General features: G+C 68.6%; 13 protein-coding genes. 3 read left to right on the top strand and 10 right to left on the bottom strand.

Features of this window, described 5'->3' with window-relative positions; translation table 11 throughout:
- Positions 1–3: 3 nt before the first annotated feature.
- Genes ABZZ79_RS04045 through ABZZ79_RS04035 form a run of 3 tightly spaced genes read right to left on the bottom strand, consistent with a single transcriptional unit; the run spans position 4 to position 3541 of the window.
- Positions 4–981: an ABC transporter permease gene (locus tag ABZZ79_RS04045; RefSeq protein ID WP_356686214.1), complete on the bottom strand. Its 978-nt coding sequence runs from the start codon at positions 979–981 to the stop codon at positions 4–6.
- Positions 974–1897 carry an ABC transporter permease gene (locus tag ABZZ79_RS04040; protein ID WP_356686212.1) on the bottom strand — a complete coding sequence of 308 codons (924 nt, stop codon included), beginning with the start codon at positions 1895–1897 and terminating at the stop codon, positions 974–976. Before ABZZ79_RS04040 ends, ABZZ79_RS04045 begins: the two co-directional genes overlap by 8 nt.
- A 6-nt stretch (positions 1898–1903) precedes the next feature.
- Positions 1904–3541 (bottom strand): ABC transporter substrate-binding protein, encoded by a 1638-nt coding sequence (locus ABZZ79_RS04035; RefSeq protein WP_356686210.1) that lies wholly within the window; start codon positions 3539–3541, stop codon positions 1904–1906.
- A 214-nt stretch (positions 3542–3755) separates the two neighbouring features.
- Between ABZZ79_RS04035 and ABZZ79_RS04030 the strand changes: the two genes are divergently transcribed.
- Positions 3756–4526: a methyltransferase domain-containing protein gene (locus ABZZ79_RS04030; RefSeq protein WP_356686208.1), complete on the top strand. Its 771-nt coding sequence runs from the start codon at positions 3756–3758 to the stop codon at positions 4524–4526.
- Positions 4527–5088: 562 nt separating this feature from the next.
- Here the strand turns inward: ABZZ79_RS04030 and ABZZ79_RS04025 are convergent.
- The 7 genes from ABZZ79_RS04025 to ABZZ79_RS03995 all read right to left on the bottom strand — a co-directional run bounded on the left by ABZZ79_RS04025 (position 5089) and on the right by ABZZ79_RS03995 (position 16065).
- The gene (locus ABZZ79_RS04025; protein WP_356686206.1) at positions 5089–6207 is read right to left on the bottom strand and encodes a dipeptide ABC transporter ATP-binding protein; all 1119 of its coding nucleotides are present in this window, start codon (positions 6205–6207) and stop codon (positions 5089–5091) included.
- Positions 6208–6221: 14 nt separating this feature from the next.
- Positions 6222–7283, bottom strand: a complete 1062-nt coding sequence (locus ABZZ79_RS04020) for an ABC transporter ATP-binding protein (protein ID WP_356686204.1) — start codon at positions 7281–7283, stop codon at positions 6222–6224.
- Positions 7284–7298: 15 nt separating this feature from the next.
- A complete protein-coding gene (locus ABZZ79_RS04015) occupies positions 7299–8276 on the bottom strand; it encodes an ABC transporter permease (RefSeq protein WP_356686202.1) in 978 nt (325 codons plus the stop codon).
- Positions 8277–8375: 99 nt separating this feature from the next.
- Positions 8376–10166 (bottom strand): ABC transporter substrate-binding protein, encoded by a 1791-nt coding sequence (locus ABZZ79_RS04010; RefSeq protein WP_356686200.1) that lies wholly within the window; start codon positions 10164–10166, stop codon positions 8376–8378.
- A gap of 102 nt (positions 10167–10268) precedes the next feature.
- Positions 10269–11315, bottom strand: coding sequence for an ABC transporter permease (locus tag ABZZ79_RS04005; RefSeq protein WP_356686198.1), 1047 nt, complete (start codon positions 11313–11315; stop codon positions 10269–10271).
- A gap of 455 nt (positions 11316–11770) precedes the next feature.
- Entirely contained in the window at positions 11771–13678 is a 1908-nt protein-coding gene (gene typA / locus ABZZ79_RS04000; protein ID WP_356686196.1) for a translational GTPase TypA, read from the bottom strand.
- A 161-nt stretch (positions 13679–13839) separates the two neighbouring features.
- A complete protein-coding gene (locus ABZZ79_RS03995; RefSeq protein ID WP_356686194.1) occupies positions 13840–16065 on the bottom strand; it encodes an ABC transporter substrate-binding protein in 2226 nt (741 codons plus the stop codon).
- A 306-nt stretch (positions 16066–16371) separates the two neighbouring features.
- Here ABZZ79_RS03995 and ABZZ79_RS03990 point away from each other — a divergent pair, with 306 nt between their 5' ends.
- Positions 16372–16677, top strand: coding sequence for a hypothetical protein (locus ABZZ79_RS03990; protein WP_356686193.1), 306 nt, complete (start codon positions 16372–16374; stop codon positions 16675–16677).
- A 57-nt stretch (positions 16678–16734) separates the two neighbouring features.
- Positions 16735–17556, top strand: a complete 822-nt coding sequence (locus tag ABZZ79_RS03985) for a hypothetical protein (protein WP_356686191.1) — start codon at positions 16735–16737, stop codon at positions 17554–17556.
- Positions 17557–17561: the final 5 nt, after the last annotated feature.

The following is a 17561-nucleotide window of genomic DNA, read 5'->3' as shown; positions in this document are numbered from 1 at the left end:
GCGTCACCTCAGCTTCGGGTCGAGGGCGTCGCGCACCGCGTCGCCGAGCATGATGAAGGCCAGGACGGTGAGGGCGAGCGCGCCGGAGGGCCACAGCAGCGCGTGCGGGGCGTTGCGCACGTAGGGCGAGGCGGCGGAGATGTCGATGCCCCAGGACACACTCGGCGGCTTCAGACCGACACCGAGGTAGGACAGGGTCGCCTCCAGCGAGATGTAGGTGCCCAGCGCGATGGTCGCCACGACGATGACCGGCGCGACCGCGTTGGGTGTGATGTGCCGCAGCAGCATGCGCGAGCTGGAGGCGCCGAGGGCACGGGCGGCCTGGACGTAGTCGTTCTGTTTGGCGGTGATCACGGAGCCGCGGGCGATGCGGGAGATCTGCGGCCAGCCGAGCAGCACCATGAAGCCGATGACCGGCCAGATGGTGTTGCTGGTGACCACCGACAGCAGGACCAGACCGCCGAGGACGACCGGGATGGCGAAGAAGATGTCGGTGACCCGGGACAGGATCGAGTCCCAGCCGCCACCGAAGAAGCCGGCGAGACCGCCGAGCACCGAGCCGAGGATCGCGACCCCGAGCGAGGCGCAGACGCCGACCGAGACGGACGTACGGGCGCCGTAGACGGTACGGGTGTACACGTCGCAGCCCTGGCCGTCGAAGCCGAAGGGGTGACCGGGCTGGGAGCCCTGCTGCGCCTTGGCGAGGTCGCACTGCAGGGGGCTCATCCAGGTGATGGCGCCCGGCCACAGGGAGATGAAGACCAGGAAGACGATGACCAGGCCGGCGATGATGAAGACGGGGTTGCGGCGCAGGTCGTGCCAGGCGTCGGACCACAGACTGCGCGGCTTGCCGGCGGGGCCGGTGCCCTGCGGGCCGCCGGGAATCTTCTCCAAGGTCTCGGCCTCTTCCGCGGCGAGATCCATTCCGCCTCCCGCTCCCGCGCCGGAGATGGCCCGGCCGCCGTCGTAGGGCTCAGGCATATCGGATCCTCGGGTCGAGTACGGCGTACAGGAGGTCGACCAGCAGGTTGGCGATCAGGAAGACCAGGACGAGGATGGTCACGAAGCCGACGACGGTCTGCGTGTTGTGCCGGACGATGCCCTGGTAGAGCTGGTAACCGACGCCGTGGATGTTGAAGATCCGCTCGGTGACGATCGCGCCGCCCATCAGGGCGCCGATGTCGGCGCCGATGAAGGTGACGACCGGGATCAGGGAGTTGCGCAGCAGGTGCCGGGAGATGACCCGGCGTCGGGGCAGGCCCTTGGCGACGGCGGTGCGGACGTAGTCGGAGCGCCGGTTCTCCGCGATGGAGGTGCGGGTGAGCCGGGTGACGTACGCCAGCGAGACGGAGGCCAGCACGAGGCCGGGCACGATGAGTTCGTCGAACGGGGCGTCCGAGGAGACGGACGGGCTGATCCAGCCCCACTCGACGCCGAGCAGCAGCTGGAGCAGCAGGCCGGTGACGAAGGTGGGGATCGAAATGACGACGAGGGTGCCGACGAGGACCAGGGTGTCCTCGGGCCGTCCCCGGCGCAGTCCGGTCAGCACGCCGAGGGAGATGCCGATGACGATCTCGAAGAGGATGGCGACGATCGTCAGCCGGATGGTCACCGGGAAGGCCGTCGCCATCAGCTCGGTGACCTCCTGGCCGTTGAAGGCCGTGCCGAAGTCGCCGGTGAAGATGTTGCCCAGGTACGTCAGGTATTGCTGCCACAGGGGCTTGTCGAGACCGAACTCCTTCTCCAGCTGTGCCGCGGTGGCGGGATCGCACTGCCGCTCACCGCACAGGCCCGCGATGGGGTCGCCCATCACGTTCACCATCACGAAGATCAGCAGCGTGGCCCCGATGAACACCGGGATCATCTGGAGCAGTCGCCGCAGGACGTAGCGCCCCATGACGGGTCAGCTCACCTTGATCTCGTCGTAGACGGGAACGGAGAACGGGTTGAGTTTGACGTTCGACAGCCGCTCCGAGAAACCGGCCGAGCCGTTCTGGTACCACAGCGGGATGGCGGCCATGTTGTCGCGGACGACCCCCTCCGCCTGCTGGAAGATCTGGATGGCCTTGCCCTGGTCGGTCTCGGCGTTGGCCTGGTTCACCAGGCTGTCGAATTCCTTGTTGCTCCACTTGCCGTCGTTGGAGGAGGCGTTGGTGTAGTAGAGCGGCTGGAGGAAGTTCTGGATCAGCGGGTAGTCCATCTGCCAGCCGGCCCGGAACGGTCCGCTCATCTTCTGGTCGGTGATCTGGGTGCGGAAGTCGGCGAATGTGCCGACCGGGTTGCCCACGCACGCTTCGGTGTTGCCGAGGGCGTTGTTGATGGAGTTGCAGACCGCGTCCACCCACTGCTTGTGGGAGCCGGTGTCGGCGTTGTAGGTGATCTTCACCTGGCCGCCGGGCAGACCGCCGCCCTCCTGGATGAGCTTCTTCGCCTCGTCGGGGTTGTACTTGCAGGCGTCCCCGCACAGGCCGTCCTGGAAGCCGCCGTCCGTGCCGAGGACGGGCGAGGTCCAGTCGGTGGCGGGGGTACGGGTGTTCTGGAAGATCGTCTTGGTGATCTGGTCGCGGTTGATCGCCATGGACAGTCCGGTGCGGACCTTCTGCGAGCCCGAGGTGTTCCACTCGGGGTCGTAGAACGGGAAGGCCAGGGTCTGGATGATGCCGGCCGGGGTGTTGAGGTAGCGGTCGCCCAGGTCGTTCTGGACGTTCGCCAGCTGGCTGGCGGGCACGTCGTCGACCAGGTCCAGGTTGCCCGCGAGCAGGTCGGTGTAGGCGGTGTTGTTGTCCGTGTAGACCTTCAGGTCCACCCCGCCGTTCTCCGCCTTGTCGTCGCCCGGGTACGCGTCCCACTTGCGCAGGGACATCTGCGAGCCCTTCTGGTACGAGTCGATGGTGTACGGCCCGTTGCCGACGGGCTTGCTCAGCCAGCCCGCGTGATCGTCGAAGAACGCCTGCGGCAGCGGGGCGAAGGCCGGGTAGCCGAGGGTGTCGGGGAAGGTGGAGAACTTCTGGGTGAGCTTGACGGTGAAGGTCTGCCCGTTCACCACCTTCAGGCCGGACAGGGTGTCGGCGCTCTGCTTGCTGCCGTCCTCGGGGTGGACCTTGTCGTAGCCCTCGATGTACCCGAAGAAGTAGGCGTTCCTCTGGTTGTTCTTCAGGCTGGCGCCGTAGTTCCAGGCGTCGACGAAGGACTGGGCGGTGACCTTCTCGCCGTTGGAGAAGGTCCAGCCGCTCTTGACGGTGATGGTGAAGGTCTGCGAGTCGGACGTGTCGATCTTCTCCGCCAGCATGTCCTCGGCGGCGCCCGTCTCCGGGTTGTACCGCTTCAGGCTGCGGAAGATCATGTCGAGGACCTTGCCGCCCTGCACCTCGTTGGTGTTGGCCGGCTCCAGCGGGTTCTGCGGGTCACCCCAGGAGGCGCTGAGCACCGCGCCGGTGTCGCCGCTGCCCCCGCCGCCGTCCCCGCCTCCCCCGCAGGCCGTTGCCGCCAGGACCATCGCCGCCGCGCTCGCGGCCCATTTGGCGTGCGTGGCTCCGCGCATGGAGTGCCTCCTCATGAATGCGCTGTGTGCGCTGTGCCGCCAGCACCGAAGCACTGACCCGTCATCGGCCAATATCGGACGAATCAGTATATAGCGCACACGCACGGAGCCCTTTGGGCGACGCCCCTCCCCCTGATGCCATACACGCGTCATTCACCGGCCATAAACCCGGGATTTCTGTACTGAACGACGGGACAGCAGGCAGACTGCCCGGATGGTTGATCGTTCCTTCGCCGATCTGGAGCTCGCACGGCTGTACGACGCCCTGAATCCGTGGGGGCCCAGCGACGACTTCTATCTGGGCCTGGTGATGTCCGCGCCGGCCGTGCTGGACATCGGCTGCGGGACCGGGAGGCTGCTGCGCGGGGCCCGCGCGGCCGGGCACACCGGCCGGCTGACCGGGCTCGACCCGGCGGCGGCGATGCTGGTGCAGGCCCGGACGGCCGCGCCGGACGTGGAGTGGGTGCTCGGCGACTTCGAGTCGAGCCGGTGGTCGGCGGAGTTCGGCCTGGCCGTGATGACCGGGCACGCCTTCCAGGAACTGCTCGGGGACGAGGACGTGCGGCGGCTGCTGGCGGGTGTGCGGCAGGCGCTGGCGCCCCGGGGCCGCTTCGTCTTCGAGACCCGCAACCCGGCCGCGCGGGCGTGGCAGGAGTGGACGCCGGACCGGGTCCATGAGATCGCCGACCCGGACGGCGGGGAGATCGAGGTCCGGCACGAGGTCGTCGGGCCGGTCCGCGGGGACCGGGTGACCTTCACCGAGACCTTCGCGGGTGCCCGGTTTGAGCGGGCCCGCGTCAGCCGAAGCACGCTGCGGTTCCTGACCGCGAGTGCGGTGGACGCGCTGCTGGGTGACGCGGGGTTTCGTGTCGTGGCCCGGTACGGCGACTGGGGGCGGGGGGCCTACGACCCTGGCGTCAGCCGGGAGATCGTCACCGTGGCGGTGGCCGAGGTCGACGTCGAGGCCGACGTCGGGGTCGGGTGAGCGGGTCGTGGTGCCGTGTGATGCCGTGGGGCGGCTGCGGGTGGCGTCGTGGCCGGGGGCGCAGTTCCCCGCAGCCCTGAACGTCGTCGGGCGACCGCGGCCACCGTCGTGGCCCGGGGGCGCAGTTCCCCGCGCCCCTAAAAGCCCTCGCGCGATCGCGGCCACCGTAGTGGCCCGGGTGCGCAGTTCCCCGCGCCCCTGAACGCCGTCCCGCGACCGCGGCCGCCGTCGTGGCCGGGGGCGCAGTTCCCCGCGCCCCCAAAGCCCTCGCGCGATCGCCGCCACCGTCGTGGCCCGGGTGCGCAGTTCCCCGCGCCCCTGAACGCCGTCCCGCGACCGCGGCCGCCGTCGTGGCCGGGGGCGCAGTTCCCCGCGCCCCTAAAAAGCCCTCGCCGCGTGGCCCGGGTGCGCAGATCCCCGCGCCCCCAAAAGCCCTCGCGGCGTGGCCCGGCGCGTAGTTCCCGTGCCCCTGGAAGCCCTCGTTGCGGGGCTGAGAGCCGTCGGGCGACTGCGCCACCAGCTTGGCTGGTCGCGTAGTCGCCCCTGTGGACGGCGTGGCTGGTTACTCGCTCTCGGAGTCCTGCTCCAGCGCCTTCAGTGCCGGGTCCAGGACGATGTCCTCGCCCTGCGACGCCGTGTTCGGGTCCTCCGGGAAGTGGCAGGCCGTGAGGTGGCCGGCGCGGTTGCCGGAGAGCTGGACCAGCGGGGGCTCCTCCGTGGCGCACTTGTCCTGCGCCTTCCAGCAGCGGGTGCGGAAGCGGCAGCCGGACGGCGGGTGGATCGGCGAGGGCACGTCACCGGAGAGGCGGATGCGCTCGCGGTGCTCGGCGTCGTCCGACACGTCCACCTCGGGCACCGCCGACAGCAGGGCGTGGGTGTACGGGTGACGCGGCTGGTTGTAGATGGAGTCCCGGTCGCCGACCTCGACCACCTTGCCGAGGTACATCACCGCGACGCGGTGCGAGAAGTGCCGCACGATCGCCAGGTCGTGGGCGATGAAGACGAACGCGATACCGAGCTCGTCCTGCACCTTCTTCAGCAGGTTGACGACCTGCGCCTGGATCGACACGTCGAGCGCGGAGACCGGCTCGTCGGCGACGATCAGCCTCGGGTTCAGGGCGAGCGCGCGGGCGACGCCGATGCGCTGGCGCTGACCGCCGGAGAACTCGTGCGGGAAGCGGTTGTAGTGCTCGGGGTTGAGACCGACCAGCTCCAGCAGCTCGCGGACCTTGTTCTCGCGGCCGCCCGCGGGGTTGATCCCGTTGACCTCCATCGGCGACTTGATGATCGTGCCGACGGTTTGCCGCGGGTTCAGCGAGGAGTACGGGTCCTGGAAGATCATCTGGATCTCGGACCGCACCGGCGCGATCTGCCGACGCGAGGCGCGGGTGATGTCCTGCCCGGCGTAGGTGATCTGTCCGGCCGTCGGCTCCAGCAGACGGGTGATCAGCCGGCCCGTGGTCGACTTGCCGCAGCCGGACTCGCCGACCAGGCCGAGGCTCTCGCCGACGCCGACGCTGAGGTCGACCCCGTCGACGGCCTGGACCGCGCCGACCTTCCGCTTGATCGGGAAGCCACCGTAGATCGGGAAGTGCTTCGTGAGGCCCTTGACCTCAAGGAGCGGCTCCGGGGCGGTGTCGACCGGGCCCTGCTGTGCGGGGAGTGTGAGGTTCTCGCTCATGATCTCGTATCTCCCTAGCGCAGCCGGGGCTTGATCTCGTCGATGAAGATGGCCTGCTTCTGCTCGGCCGTCAGGTGGCACGCGGCGGCACGGCCGTCGGCCAGCGGCGGCCGGGACTCGGTGCACAGGCTGCCCGCGACCTTGTCCGTGAAGGAGCAGCGCGGGTTGAAGCGGCAGCCCGACGGCGGGTTGAGCAGGGACGGCGGGGTGCCCGGGATCGGCGTCAGCTCCGCGTGGATGTCGCCGTCGAGACGCGGCATCGAGCTGAGCAGGCCCCAGGTGTAGGGGTGCTGTGGCGTGCCGAGCACCTCCTTGACGCTGCCACGCTCCACGGCGCGGCCGGCGTACATCACGAGCAGGTCGTCGGCCATGTTGGCGATGACGCCCAGGTCGTGGGTGATGAAGACGATCGCGGAGCCGAACTCCTGCTGGAGGTCCTTGAGCAGGTCCAGGATCTGGGCCTGCACGGTCACGTCGAGCGCGGTGGTCGGCTCGTCGGCGATCAGCAGGTCGGGGTCGCACATCAGGGCCATGGCGATCATGGCGCGCTGGCGCATACCGCCGGAGAACTGGTGCGGGTAGTCGTCGAAGCGCACCTTGGGCTGCGGGATGCCGACCTTCTCCAGCATCTGGATGGCGCGGTCCTTGGCCTCCTTCTTGGAGGCGCCCATGTGCTTCATGTACGGCTCGGACAGCTGGCGGCCGACCGTGTAGTACGGCGACAGCGCGGTCAGCGGGTCCTGGAAGATCATCGCCATCTTGTTGCCGCGGAGCTTCTCCAGCTCCTTGTCGCTGGCGGTGACGAGCTCCTGGCCGTCGAGGACGATCTCGCCGTCGACGGTGCTGGTGCGGGGGTTGTGCAGGCCGAGGATCGTCAGGTTGGTGACGGACTTGCCGGAGCCGGACTCGCCGACGATGCCCAGGGTCTTACCGCGCTCGACGTCGAAGGACAGGCCGTCGACCGCCTTGACGATGCCGTCCTCGGTGGAGAACTGCACCCGCAGGTCACGGACCGAGAGGAAGCTCTCGGGCCCGGTCGGGGCCGGTGCGTCCTCGGTCTTGGTCAGTGTGGTCACGGTGGTTGGTTCTTCCTAGGAGAGCCGGACGCGCGGGTCGATCCAGGCGTACGCGATGTCGGTGAGGATGTTCAGGAGCAGGATGAAGAAGGCTCCGACGAGCATCACGCCCATGGTGAGCGGGAGGTCCTTGTTGGTCGCGCCGTCCACCGCGAGGCGTCCGATGCCCTGCAGGGAGAACGTCAGCTCGGTGACCACGCCGCCGCCGAGCAGGGCGCTGATGTCGATGCCGAGCACGGTGACGATCGGGATGAGCGAGCCGCGCCAGGCGTAGCGGTAGAAGACGTACTTGCTCGACATGCCCTTGGCGCGGGCGGTGCGCACGTGCTCCTCGGCGAGCTGCTCGATGAGGGAGGCACGCGCCATACGCGTGTACTGCGCGGTGAAGATGGTGGCCATCACGATCATGGGGATCCACAGGCCGGCCAGCCAGCCGATGGGGTCTTCCGTGAACGGCACGTACTTGGGGAACTCCGCCCAGCCGGTGCTGTACACGAAGATCAGCATCACGATCGGGCCGAGGAAGTAGATCTGGAACGAGCTGAGCACCATGGAGGTGCCGGTGGCGATCTTGTCCAGCGCCGATCCACGCTTGTACGCGGAGATCATGCCCGCGCCGATACCGATGGTCAGGAAGACCACGATCGAGCCGGCGGTCAGCGACAGAGTCAGCGGGAAGCGGTCCATGATCGTGTCCCAGACCATGTCGCCCGAGTAGAACGACTGGCCGAGGCAGGGCGCGTCGCAGTGACCGGTGGGGAAGTCACGGCCCGTCACGATGCCGGACATGAAGTCCCAGAACTGCTGCGCGATGGGCAGGTTGAGGCCGAGGGCCTCGCGGATGTCCTCGAGTCTCGCCGGGGAGCAGTCCTTGCCACAGGCCAATGAGGCGTAGTCGGACGGCGCGGCGACGAAGAGGAAGAAGGTGGCGGCACCGATGAGAAACAGGGTGACGGCGGCACCGACGAAGCGCCTGATGATGAACTGAAGCATGGCGGGGTGGCTGCTCTCTGCGACAGACGGTGGACGGATTCACGGATCCGCGGGAGTGCGCTCCGCCTGGTGCGCACTCCCGCGATCAGCCGTAGAGAGTTACGACTTCAGGAACAGTCGGGTGACGTCGATGTAGCTCGACTCGGTGCTGTAGCGGGCACCGCCGACGTTCGAACCGAACAGCTGGAACTGCTTGGTGTACCAGAGCGGAGCGGCCGGGTTGACCTTCTCCATGATGTAGTGGTGCGCCTCTTCCCAGGTCTTGGCGGCCTCGGTGGGCTCCTGGGTCAGGGCCTTGTTGATCAGCTCCTGGACCTTCGGGTCCTTGATGTGCGAGTAGTTCGAGGAACCGTCGGCGACCTGGTCACCGTCGTAGATCGGGGTGACGACCGTACCGGCGGACGGCCAGTCCTGGCCCCAGCCCGAGATGTAGATGTCGTACGGGTTGTCGAGCTTGCCGATCTGCTCGTAGTAGCTCGCCGCGTCGACCTCCTTGGCGACGACGTCGATGCCGACCTTCTTCAGGGCGTCCTCGACGGCGATCTTGCGCTTCTGGCCGGCCTCGGAGTTGGAGTAGGCGAAGACGAGCTTCTTCTCGGCGGCCGGGACGGTCTTGAGGAGCTCCTGGGCCTTGGCGATGTTGCCCTGCGGCGTCTTCAGACGGCCGAACGGGTCGTAGGTGGCCTGGTAGCCCGGCAGAGTCGGGGCGAACAGGTTCGGAGCCACGTCGCCACCGTAGGCGCCGCCCTCACCGGCGATCAGCGACTTGGAGTTCATCGCGTAGGCGACCGCGTCGCGGACGACCTTGTTCTTCACGCGGTCGAGGTTGAACGTCAGCTGCATGACGTAGGGCTGGTAGCCCTTGATCGTGCGCTTGTTGACCGCGGGGTCGGAGATGACGTCCTGGATCTGGGTGGAGTCGACCGAGCCGGTGAACTGGATGGCGCTCTTGGCGTCGCCCTGGTCGGAGATCAGACGCTTGGTCTGGGTCGACTCGGTGACACCGAACTGGAAGTCCCAGCCGTCCACGTACTGGTGGCGGACGGAGTCGGTCTTCGGGTCCCAGTTCTCGTTCTTGACGAGCTTGAGGGCCTTGCCGACCTTGTACTCGGCGATCTTGTACGGGCCGGTCGCGACCGGGGCCTTGTCGTACCGCTCCTTGGTGTCGGCCTTCTCCGGGACGACGGCGTAGCCCGGCATGGCCAGCGTCTGCGGCAGGTCGGGGCGCGCCTTGTCGAAGTGGAAGACGACCGTCTTCTCGTCCGGGGTCTCCAGGACGGTGTCCGGCAGGTGCTTCTTGCCGAAGCCGCCGTCCGGCAGCGCCGTGCGGTACTCGGCACCGCTCAGCCAGTTCTGGAGGTAGGTCGGGCCGTCGAAGATGAACTTGGCGTAGGTGCGCTCGACCGTGTGACGGATGTCGGCCGAGGTGATCGCGTTGCCGTTCTGGTCCTTGACGCCGTCCTTCAGCGTGTAGGTCCAGGTCTTGCCGCCGTCGGAGGACTTGCCCGCGTCGGTGGCGAGGTCACCGACGACCGAGACGTTGCCCTTGCCGTCCTCGGAGAAGTTCGTCAGCCCGCGGAAGAGCAGGTTGCCGACCTGGCCGGCGTCGGAGACGTAGATCTGGCCCGGGTCGAGGTGGGACAGGCCCGCCTCCTGGTAGGCCGTGATCGTGCCGCCGGGCTTGGCACCGGGGACTTCCTCGGCCGGACCGGTGGAGGCCGCGGCGTCCGCGTAGACGACCGCCTTGGACTGGGTCGCCGCCTCCTTCTGGTCCTTCTTGGAGTCCTTGTTGGAGCTCGTGCCCTTGTTCTCCGAGCAGCCGGTGAGCGCGAGGGAGCCGGCCGCGATGGCGACGACTATGGCACGCGCTCTGCGCGAGGTGAGCTTCATAGCGGTGAATGCACCTACCTGTCGGTTGTTATCCATGAGTACTGCCTGACGCGGCTGGTAGGCCGACGCGGGGGCGGCAGCCACCCCCCACCAAAGGACGCTTTACCGCCCGGACTTGGGGTCGAAGGCATCCCGGACCGAGTCTCCGAGGAGGTTGAAGGCCAGGATGAAGATCACCAGCGCGATGCCCGGGAAGAACATGAACGCCGGGTCCTGCTCGGCGTGCTTGGCGCCGGCCGCGAACAGCCGTCCCCAGTCCGGGGTCGGCTCGACGAAGCCGACGCCCGCGAAGGACAGGAACGCGATGGTGAGGATCGTGCTGGGCAGCTGGTACGTGAACTGCACCAGGATCGGGGAGACGATGTTCGGCAGGATCTCCTTGCGGACGATCCGCCCGGGGGAGGCTCCCGCGACCTTGGCCGCCTCCACGAACTCGCGCTCGCGCAGGGACAGTACGGTCGACCGGACGAGTCGGGCCATGCCCATCCAGCCCAGCACCCACAGCACGACCAGGATCGCCAGCGCCCGGAAGTAGGTGGGCGTCTCCTCCTGCGGGTCCACGAAGAACGCGGTCACCACGGGCATGAAGGCGATGAAGAACAGCTGCGAGGGGAAGGACAGGAAGAAGTCCGTGATCCGGCCGAGCCAGTAGTCGACCCTGCCGCCGAAGTAACCGCCGACGAGGCCGATGATGACGCCGGTGACCATGAGCAGCACGGTCACACCGAGGGCCATGAACAGCGAGGTACGCATGCCGTACATCAGCATCGCGAACAGGTCACGGCCGTACTGGGGCTCGACGCCGAACCAGTGGGAGCCGGAGACACCGCCGAAGTAGCCGAGCGGCAGACCGAATTCGTCCAGCACCGGCTCGTCCGCGTACGTCGGGTCCTGGCCGTACAGCGTGTACGGGTCGGCGCCGCTGAGCTTGACCAGCAGCGGCGCGGCGAGCGCGGCGACGAAGAAGAAAATCACTATGGCCGCGCAGACCACGCCTGTACGGTCACGCTTGAAGCGCTGCCACATCAACTGGCCGGGGGAACGACCCTCAAGCTTCTGCTCACCCTTGGCGACTGCGGAGGTCGCCTCGAGCTCAGGGTCCAAGGCGACCGCGGACCCGGAGCCCTCGGCCTTCGTCGGACTGGTCATGTGTGTTCTTCCCCCGGGGGGTTGGAGAGTCGAGCGCAGCACAGATACCGGCAGGTTCTGTGGTTTGGGGGAACTTTCGCCAAGTGCATCAACGCGCGTCAAGGGCGGAAGACATAGGGATCTCCCTAAGAGTAAATTTTTGAGCAAAAATTGCGAAGATTGACACCTGGTTGCGCTTGACAGGTGAGATCACGGTCGGACATTTCGGACATAAAGGTAGGGATTTTTGTTTACATGTCCGAAACTTGATCGTCGGATCACCGATATCCGAACAGGCCGCGACGAGGTTCCGACGATGGCTTGAACACGCCCCTTGAAACATCCCGCGCGTTGCCTCCCTGTCCGCCCTGTCGGCGCCTCCCCCGTCTCTGCCCCGATCTGCCCGCAGACATGCCGAGGACCCGGCTCCCCCTCATGGGGAAACCGGGTCCAGGGCTACGGCCTCTGAGGTGGCGTCAGCCGTGCTTGGCGCGGCTGGCGGCGCGGGCGCGCTCGCGGGCGTCCAGGTTCACCTTGCGGATGCGAACGGCCTCCGGGGTGACCTCGACGCACTCGTCGTCGCGGCAGAACTCCAGGGACTGCTCCAGCGACAGCTTGCGCGGCGGGACGATCGCCTCGAACGAGTCGGCCGACGACGACCGCATGTTCGTGAGCTTCTTCTCCTTGGTGATGTTCACGTCCATGTCGTCGGAGCGCGAGTTCTCACCGACGATCATGCCCTCGTACACCTCGGTGCCCGGGTCCGTGAAGAGCACACCGCGCTCCTGGAGGTTCGTCATCGCGAAGGCGGTGACGGCACCGGCGCGGTCGGCGACCAGGGAGCCGTTGTTGCGGGTCTGGAGGGTGCCGAACCAGGGCTCGAAGCCCTCGTGGATGGAGTGGCCGATACCGGTGCCGCGGGTCTGGGTGAGGAACTCCGTCCGGAATCCGATCAGACCGCGGGAGGGCACGACGAACTCCATGCGGACCCAGCCGGAGCCGTGGTTGGACATGTTGTCCATCCGGCCCTTGCGGACGCCCATGAGCTGCGTGACGGCGCCCATGTGCTCCTCGGGCACGTCGATCGTCATGCGCTCGACGGGCTCGTACGTCTTGCCGTCGACCTCCTTGGTGACGACCTGCGGCTTGCCGATGGTCAGCTCGAAGCCCTCGCGGCGCATCTGCTCGACCAGGATGGCGAGCGCCAGCTCACCACGGCCCTGCACCTCCCAGGCGTCCGGGCGCTCGGTGTCCAGGACACGGAGGCTGACGTTACCGATCAGCTCGCGGTCCAGGCGGTCCTTGACCTGGCGGGCGGTGACCTTGCGGTCCTTGACGGCCGACTTGGCGTCGGCGCCCTTGCCGGTGCCGCCGCGGCCCACCAGCGGGGAGGTGTTCGTGCCGATGACCATGGAGATGGCCGGCTCGTCGACCGTGATCAGCGGCAGCGGGATCGGGTTCTCGGTGTCGGCGAGGGTCTCGCCGATCATGATGTCCGGGATGCCGGCGACGGCACAGATGTCACCGGGGCCGGCCACCTCCGCCGGCTTCCGGGTGAGCGCCTCGGTCATCATCAGCTCGGTGATCCGGACGTTGCTGATCGAACCGTCACGCTTGATCCACGCGACGGTCTGACCCTTCCGCAGCTCGCCCTGCTCGACACGGAGCAGCGCGATACGGCCGAGGAAGTTGTCGGCGTCCAGGTTCGTGACGTGCGCCTGGAGCGGGGCGGCCTCGTCGAAGGTCGGGGCCGGGATGTGCTCCAGGATCGTCGAGAAGAACGGCTCCAGGTTGCTGGAGTCCGCGGGAACCGTGCCGTTCTCCGGCTTGGTCAGCGAGGCGATGCCGTCACGGCCGCAGGCGTAGACGATCGGGAACTCGATCTGCTCCTCGTCCGCGTCCAGGTCCAGGAACAGGTCGTAGGTCTCGTTGACGACCTCGTCGATCCGGGAGTCCGGGCGGTCCGTCTTGTTGATGCACAGGATGACGGGCAGACGCTGCTGGAGCGCCTTGCGCAGCACGAAGCGGGTCTGCGGCAGCGGGCCCTCGGAGGCGTCGACGAGCAGGACGACACCGTCGACCATCGACAGACCGCGCTCGACCTCGCCGCCGAAGTCGGCGTGGCCGGGGGTGTCGATGATGTTGATGGTGATCGGCTCCCCCCCGTCCTTGGGGTGGTACTTGACCGCCGTGTTCTTGGCGAGGATCGTGATGCCCTTCTCACGCTCCAGGTCGTTCGAGTCCATCATGCGGTCGTCGACCGAGTCGAGCTGGTGGGCGGCGAAGGCACCGGCCTGCTTCAGCATGCCGTCGACGATGGTCGTCTTGCCGTGGTCGACGTGGGCGACGATGGCGACGTTACGGATGTCGTGGCGCGTGGCCATAGTGCGGCTTACTCCCGGAGTGTGAGGAAGGCCTGCGCGTACATCCTTGGTACGCGGACCCTGCCGGGCTTGACATGCCACGGCCTCACCCCATGTTACGTGGCCCTGCGGGAGGCGGCCTCCGCAGGGCCACGTGGCCCGGTCACCGGGGGCGGACGGCCTCAGTCGCCGGAAGGGCTCGCGGAGGAGTGCGCGCCCTTCCTCAGGTAGCCCATGTCCTCGTAGACGGGCGTCTGGAACCCGAATGCGCCCGCGTTGGCCACGGTCCTGCGCACGGCCACCAGTTGGGGCCGCTGGTACAGCGGGATCGATCCGGCGGCCGCCCAGATCCTGGAGTCGGCCTTGCGGATCAGGCCCCGCATCTCGCCCTCGTCGAGGGTCGTCATGGCCTGGTCGAACAGCTGGTCCACCTGGTCGGTGCCGACCCGCGTGTAGTTCTGCTCCACGTTCAGGGAGCCGTCCGCCGCGGGCACGGGCTTGGCGTAGATGGGCCGCGCGTCGGTGGCCGGGAACGCGGAGGCGGGCCACGAGTACAGCGCGAGGTCGTACTCCCCGGAGGCCACGTGGTCCTTGAAGTAGCTCTCGTCGGAGACCTTCGTCACCTCCGTGCGGATGCCCACCCGGTCCAGCATCCGCCGGATGCGCTCGGCGACCGTCCGCAGCGACTGCGACCCCGTCCCGGAGGGCACCACGAACTTCAGGGTCAGCGCCTTGCCGTCCTTGGCCAGGGGCCCGTTCTTCGCCCCGGCGGGCGCGGCCGTGCCCTTGGGCGCGTACGCCCCCGGCGCCCCGCCCCGCTTCAGCCGGGCGCCGTCGAACTGCTTGTCCTTGAGCTGACCGTCGGCGTAGTGCCGCTCGTCGCCCTCGCGCTCGGCCTCGCGGTAGGCCTCGCGGTAGGCCTTGTTGTCCTCGCCGCCGACGATGTACATGCCTTCGTCGCCGCCCTCGGACTTGTCGTCCTCGGACTCCTCGCCGCCGTCGCTCCCGCTCTCGGCCTTCTCGCTCTCCGACTCCTCGTCCCCGGCCCTGTCGCCCTTGGCCTTCTCGCTCTCGGACTCGTCGTCGCCGGCCTCGTCACCCTTGGCCTTCCTGCCCTCGGCCTCCTCGTCACCGGCCTGCTCGCCCTTGGAGCCCGCGGCCTTCTCGCCCTTCTCCGGCTTCTCGACCGGCCCGCCGCGCTCCCAGCCGGCGTCCGCGAGCAGTGCCTGGGCCTCCTCGGTGTCCTGGCCGCCGAGGGCCCCGCTGTTGTCGGCGTAGGCGGCCTGGCCGGACAGGGCCAGATGGCTGCCGACCGGCACGGCGGGCAGTCCGAGCGGCTTGAGCACGACCCGGGCCAGCTCCTTGCGGTCCAGGGCGCGGGCCACCGCGCGGCGCACGCGCTCGTCGGCGAGCGGGCCGCCGGAGCCGTTGAGGGCGAGCTGGGTGAAGGCGGGCTCCAGGGACCTGCGGACCTCGAAGCCGCGCAGTGCCCTGGCGGCGGTACGGCCGGTGGGCGGGCCCGCGGCGCCCTTGGCGGATCCGCCGACGCGGGCGGCGGCCTCCGGGTCGATCTCGGCGACGTCCACCTTCCCGGCGGCCAGCGCGGAGGCCCGGTCGGCGCGCGGCACGGCCGTCAGGACGAGCTTGTCGAGCTTGGCGGGCGAGCCCCACCAGCGCGGGTTGCGGGTCAGGGTGACCTCGTCGCCCTTGCGGTCGACCTTCTTCACGGCGAAGGGTCCGGCGCTGACCTTCAGCTTGCGCCGGGCGCCGTCGTTGAAGGAGTCCGGGGTGCCCATGACCTCCTTCGGGTACAGCGGCGAGAACAGCGACCGCCAGTCGGCGTAGGGCCGGGCGAAGGTGACCTTGACCTCCAGGTCGTTGGCACCGCGCTCGATCCGCTCGATGCGGTCGTAGCCGGCGTTGCGGGCCGTCCAGTAGGCGCTGTCCTTGCCGGACAGGGCGCGCCACTGGGCGGCGAAGTCGGCGGCGCCGATCTCTCGGCCGTCGCTCCAGACGGCCTGCTGGTTGAGCTTGTACAGCACGACCTGGCGGGGCTCGGTGTCGACGACCTTGGCGGACTCCAGGAAGTCCGCGTTGCGCCGGGGGCGTCCGCTCGCGTCGAGCCGGTACATCGAGGGCAGGACGGCCTGCGCGACGCGGGTGGTGGCGGCGTCGGCGTCGGACTGAAAGGTGTTGAGGGTCTCGGGGACGGCGTCCACGGCCCAGCGCAGGGTGCCGCCGTCGTCGATCTGTGCCCGGCCGGCCCGGCCGATGTCGGCTCCGGCCAGCGGCTTGCCGGCCTTGTCGGGCGCACCGCACCCGGCCAGAAGGGTCACCGCGAGCGCGCCCGCGGAGAGGAAGGCGACCGAGCGCATGACCGCGCGTGGGCCGACGCCGTCGTGGGACATCGTGTTACCTCCGGAAGCCGCGGGGGTTATGATCACTTTTGGCGGTATTTGGAGCTGATCAGATGTATGGGAATTTCCGGAGCCACTGAAGAGGAAAGCTCTGGTGGACTGCGGGCGACACGGCGGCAACGCGCGGGAAGCCCACTCGTGCGGCGCAACGCTCCCGGGAGCGCACCCACATGCCTCGGCCAATCGGTGCACATCCCTTCCCACGGGCGGTGTGACGCGCAACACTCGCTGGCGCACGCACGTCGCCATCGAGGGCCGGGCCTCCGGCCGCACAGCCGATGGAAAAGAGGTCTCGTCATGTCCGTGCACGACGAAATGACGTCGGTCCAGCGCTGCCTGGACGATCTGACCCGGTCGGTGGGCCGCCTGGAGCAGCAGCTCGGCAGCGGCGGCCTGGACATGCGCCGGGTCCGCGCCGATGCCGATCATCTGCGCGAGAGCGTCGCCCTCCTGCGCGAGGCGACCGCCACCCAGGCGACCGCCACGCAGAGCACCCAGCGCAAACCGGAACTGCTCACGATCCCCGACACCCCGTACGACGGCAGCCTGTGGGTCGACACCGACGACGAGGGACTCGGCGCCCGCGACCGGCACGCGCCCTGACCCCACCGCCGACCCACCCGCTCCCCGAGCCCACCGCCGAACCGAGGGAGTCACGCATTGGCCACCGATACGGAGCCCCCACAGCACAGCGGCGGCGTCCGGTCCGCGACGCGCGCCGCTGTCGCGGCCGGACACCTGCGGACCGACCGGTGGTGGCTGGCGCCCGCCGCCACCGCCGCCGGGCTGCTCGCCTTCGTCGTCTACTCCACCTGGCGCGCCTTCGCGAACGCCGACTACTACGCGGCGCCGTACGTCTCGCCGTTCTACTCCCCGTGCCTGGCGGAGAACTGCGTACCGATGAAGGGCGGCCCCAACTGGGAGATCTTCGGGAGCTGGTGGGGGCTGTCCCCCGCGATCCTCATCCTGGTCTTCCCCCTGGGCTTCCGGCTGACCTGCTACTACTACCGCAAGGCCTACTACCGGGGGTTCTGGGCGTCCCCGCCGGCCTGCGCGGTCGCCGAGCCGCACGCCAGGTACACCGGTGAGACCCGCTTCCCGCTGATCCTGCAGAACGCCCACCGCTACTTCTTCTACGCGGCGCTGCCCGTCGCCGGGATCCTCACCTACGACACCGCCCTCGCCTTCCGCGACGAGCACTACGAGTGGGGCCACATGGGCCTCGGCACGCTCGTCTTCCTGGTCAACATCACGCTGATCTGGGCCTACACGGTGTCCTGCCATTCCTGCCGGCACATCGTCGGCGGCAAGCTCAGACACTTCTCCAGGCACCCCGTGCGCTACCGCATGTGGCAGTGGGTCGGCCGGCTCAACGACCATCACATGCTGCTGGCCTGGGCCTCCCTGGTGAGCGTGGCGCTCGCCGACTTCTACGTGTATCTCGTCGCGTCCGGTGTCTTCGAGGATCCGGCCATCTTCTAGCAGGA

Origin of the sequence: Streptomyces sp. NPDC006458, from assembly GCF_040612135.1 — a bacterium.
In the GTDB taxonomy this organism is placed as follows: Bacteria; Actinomycetota; Actinomycetes; order Streptomycetales; family Streptomycetaceae; genus Streptomyces.
Note: the sequence above shows the minus strand (reverse complement) of the source record. Positions and strands in the feature narration are given on the sequence as shown.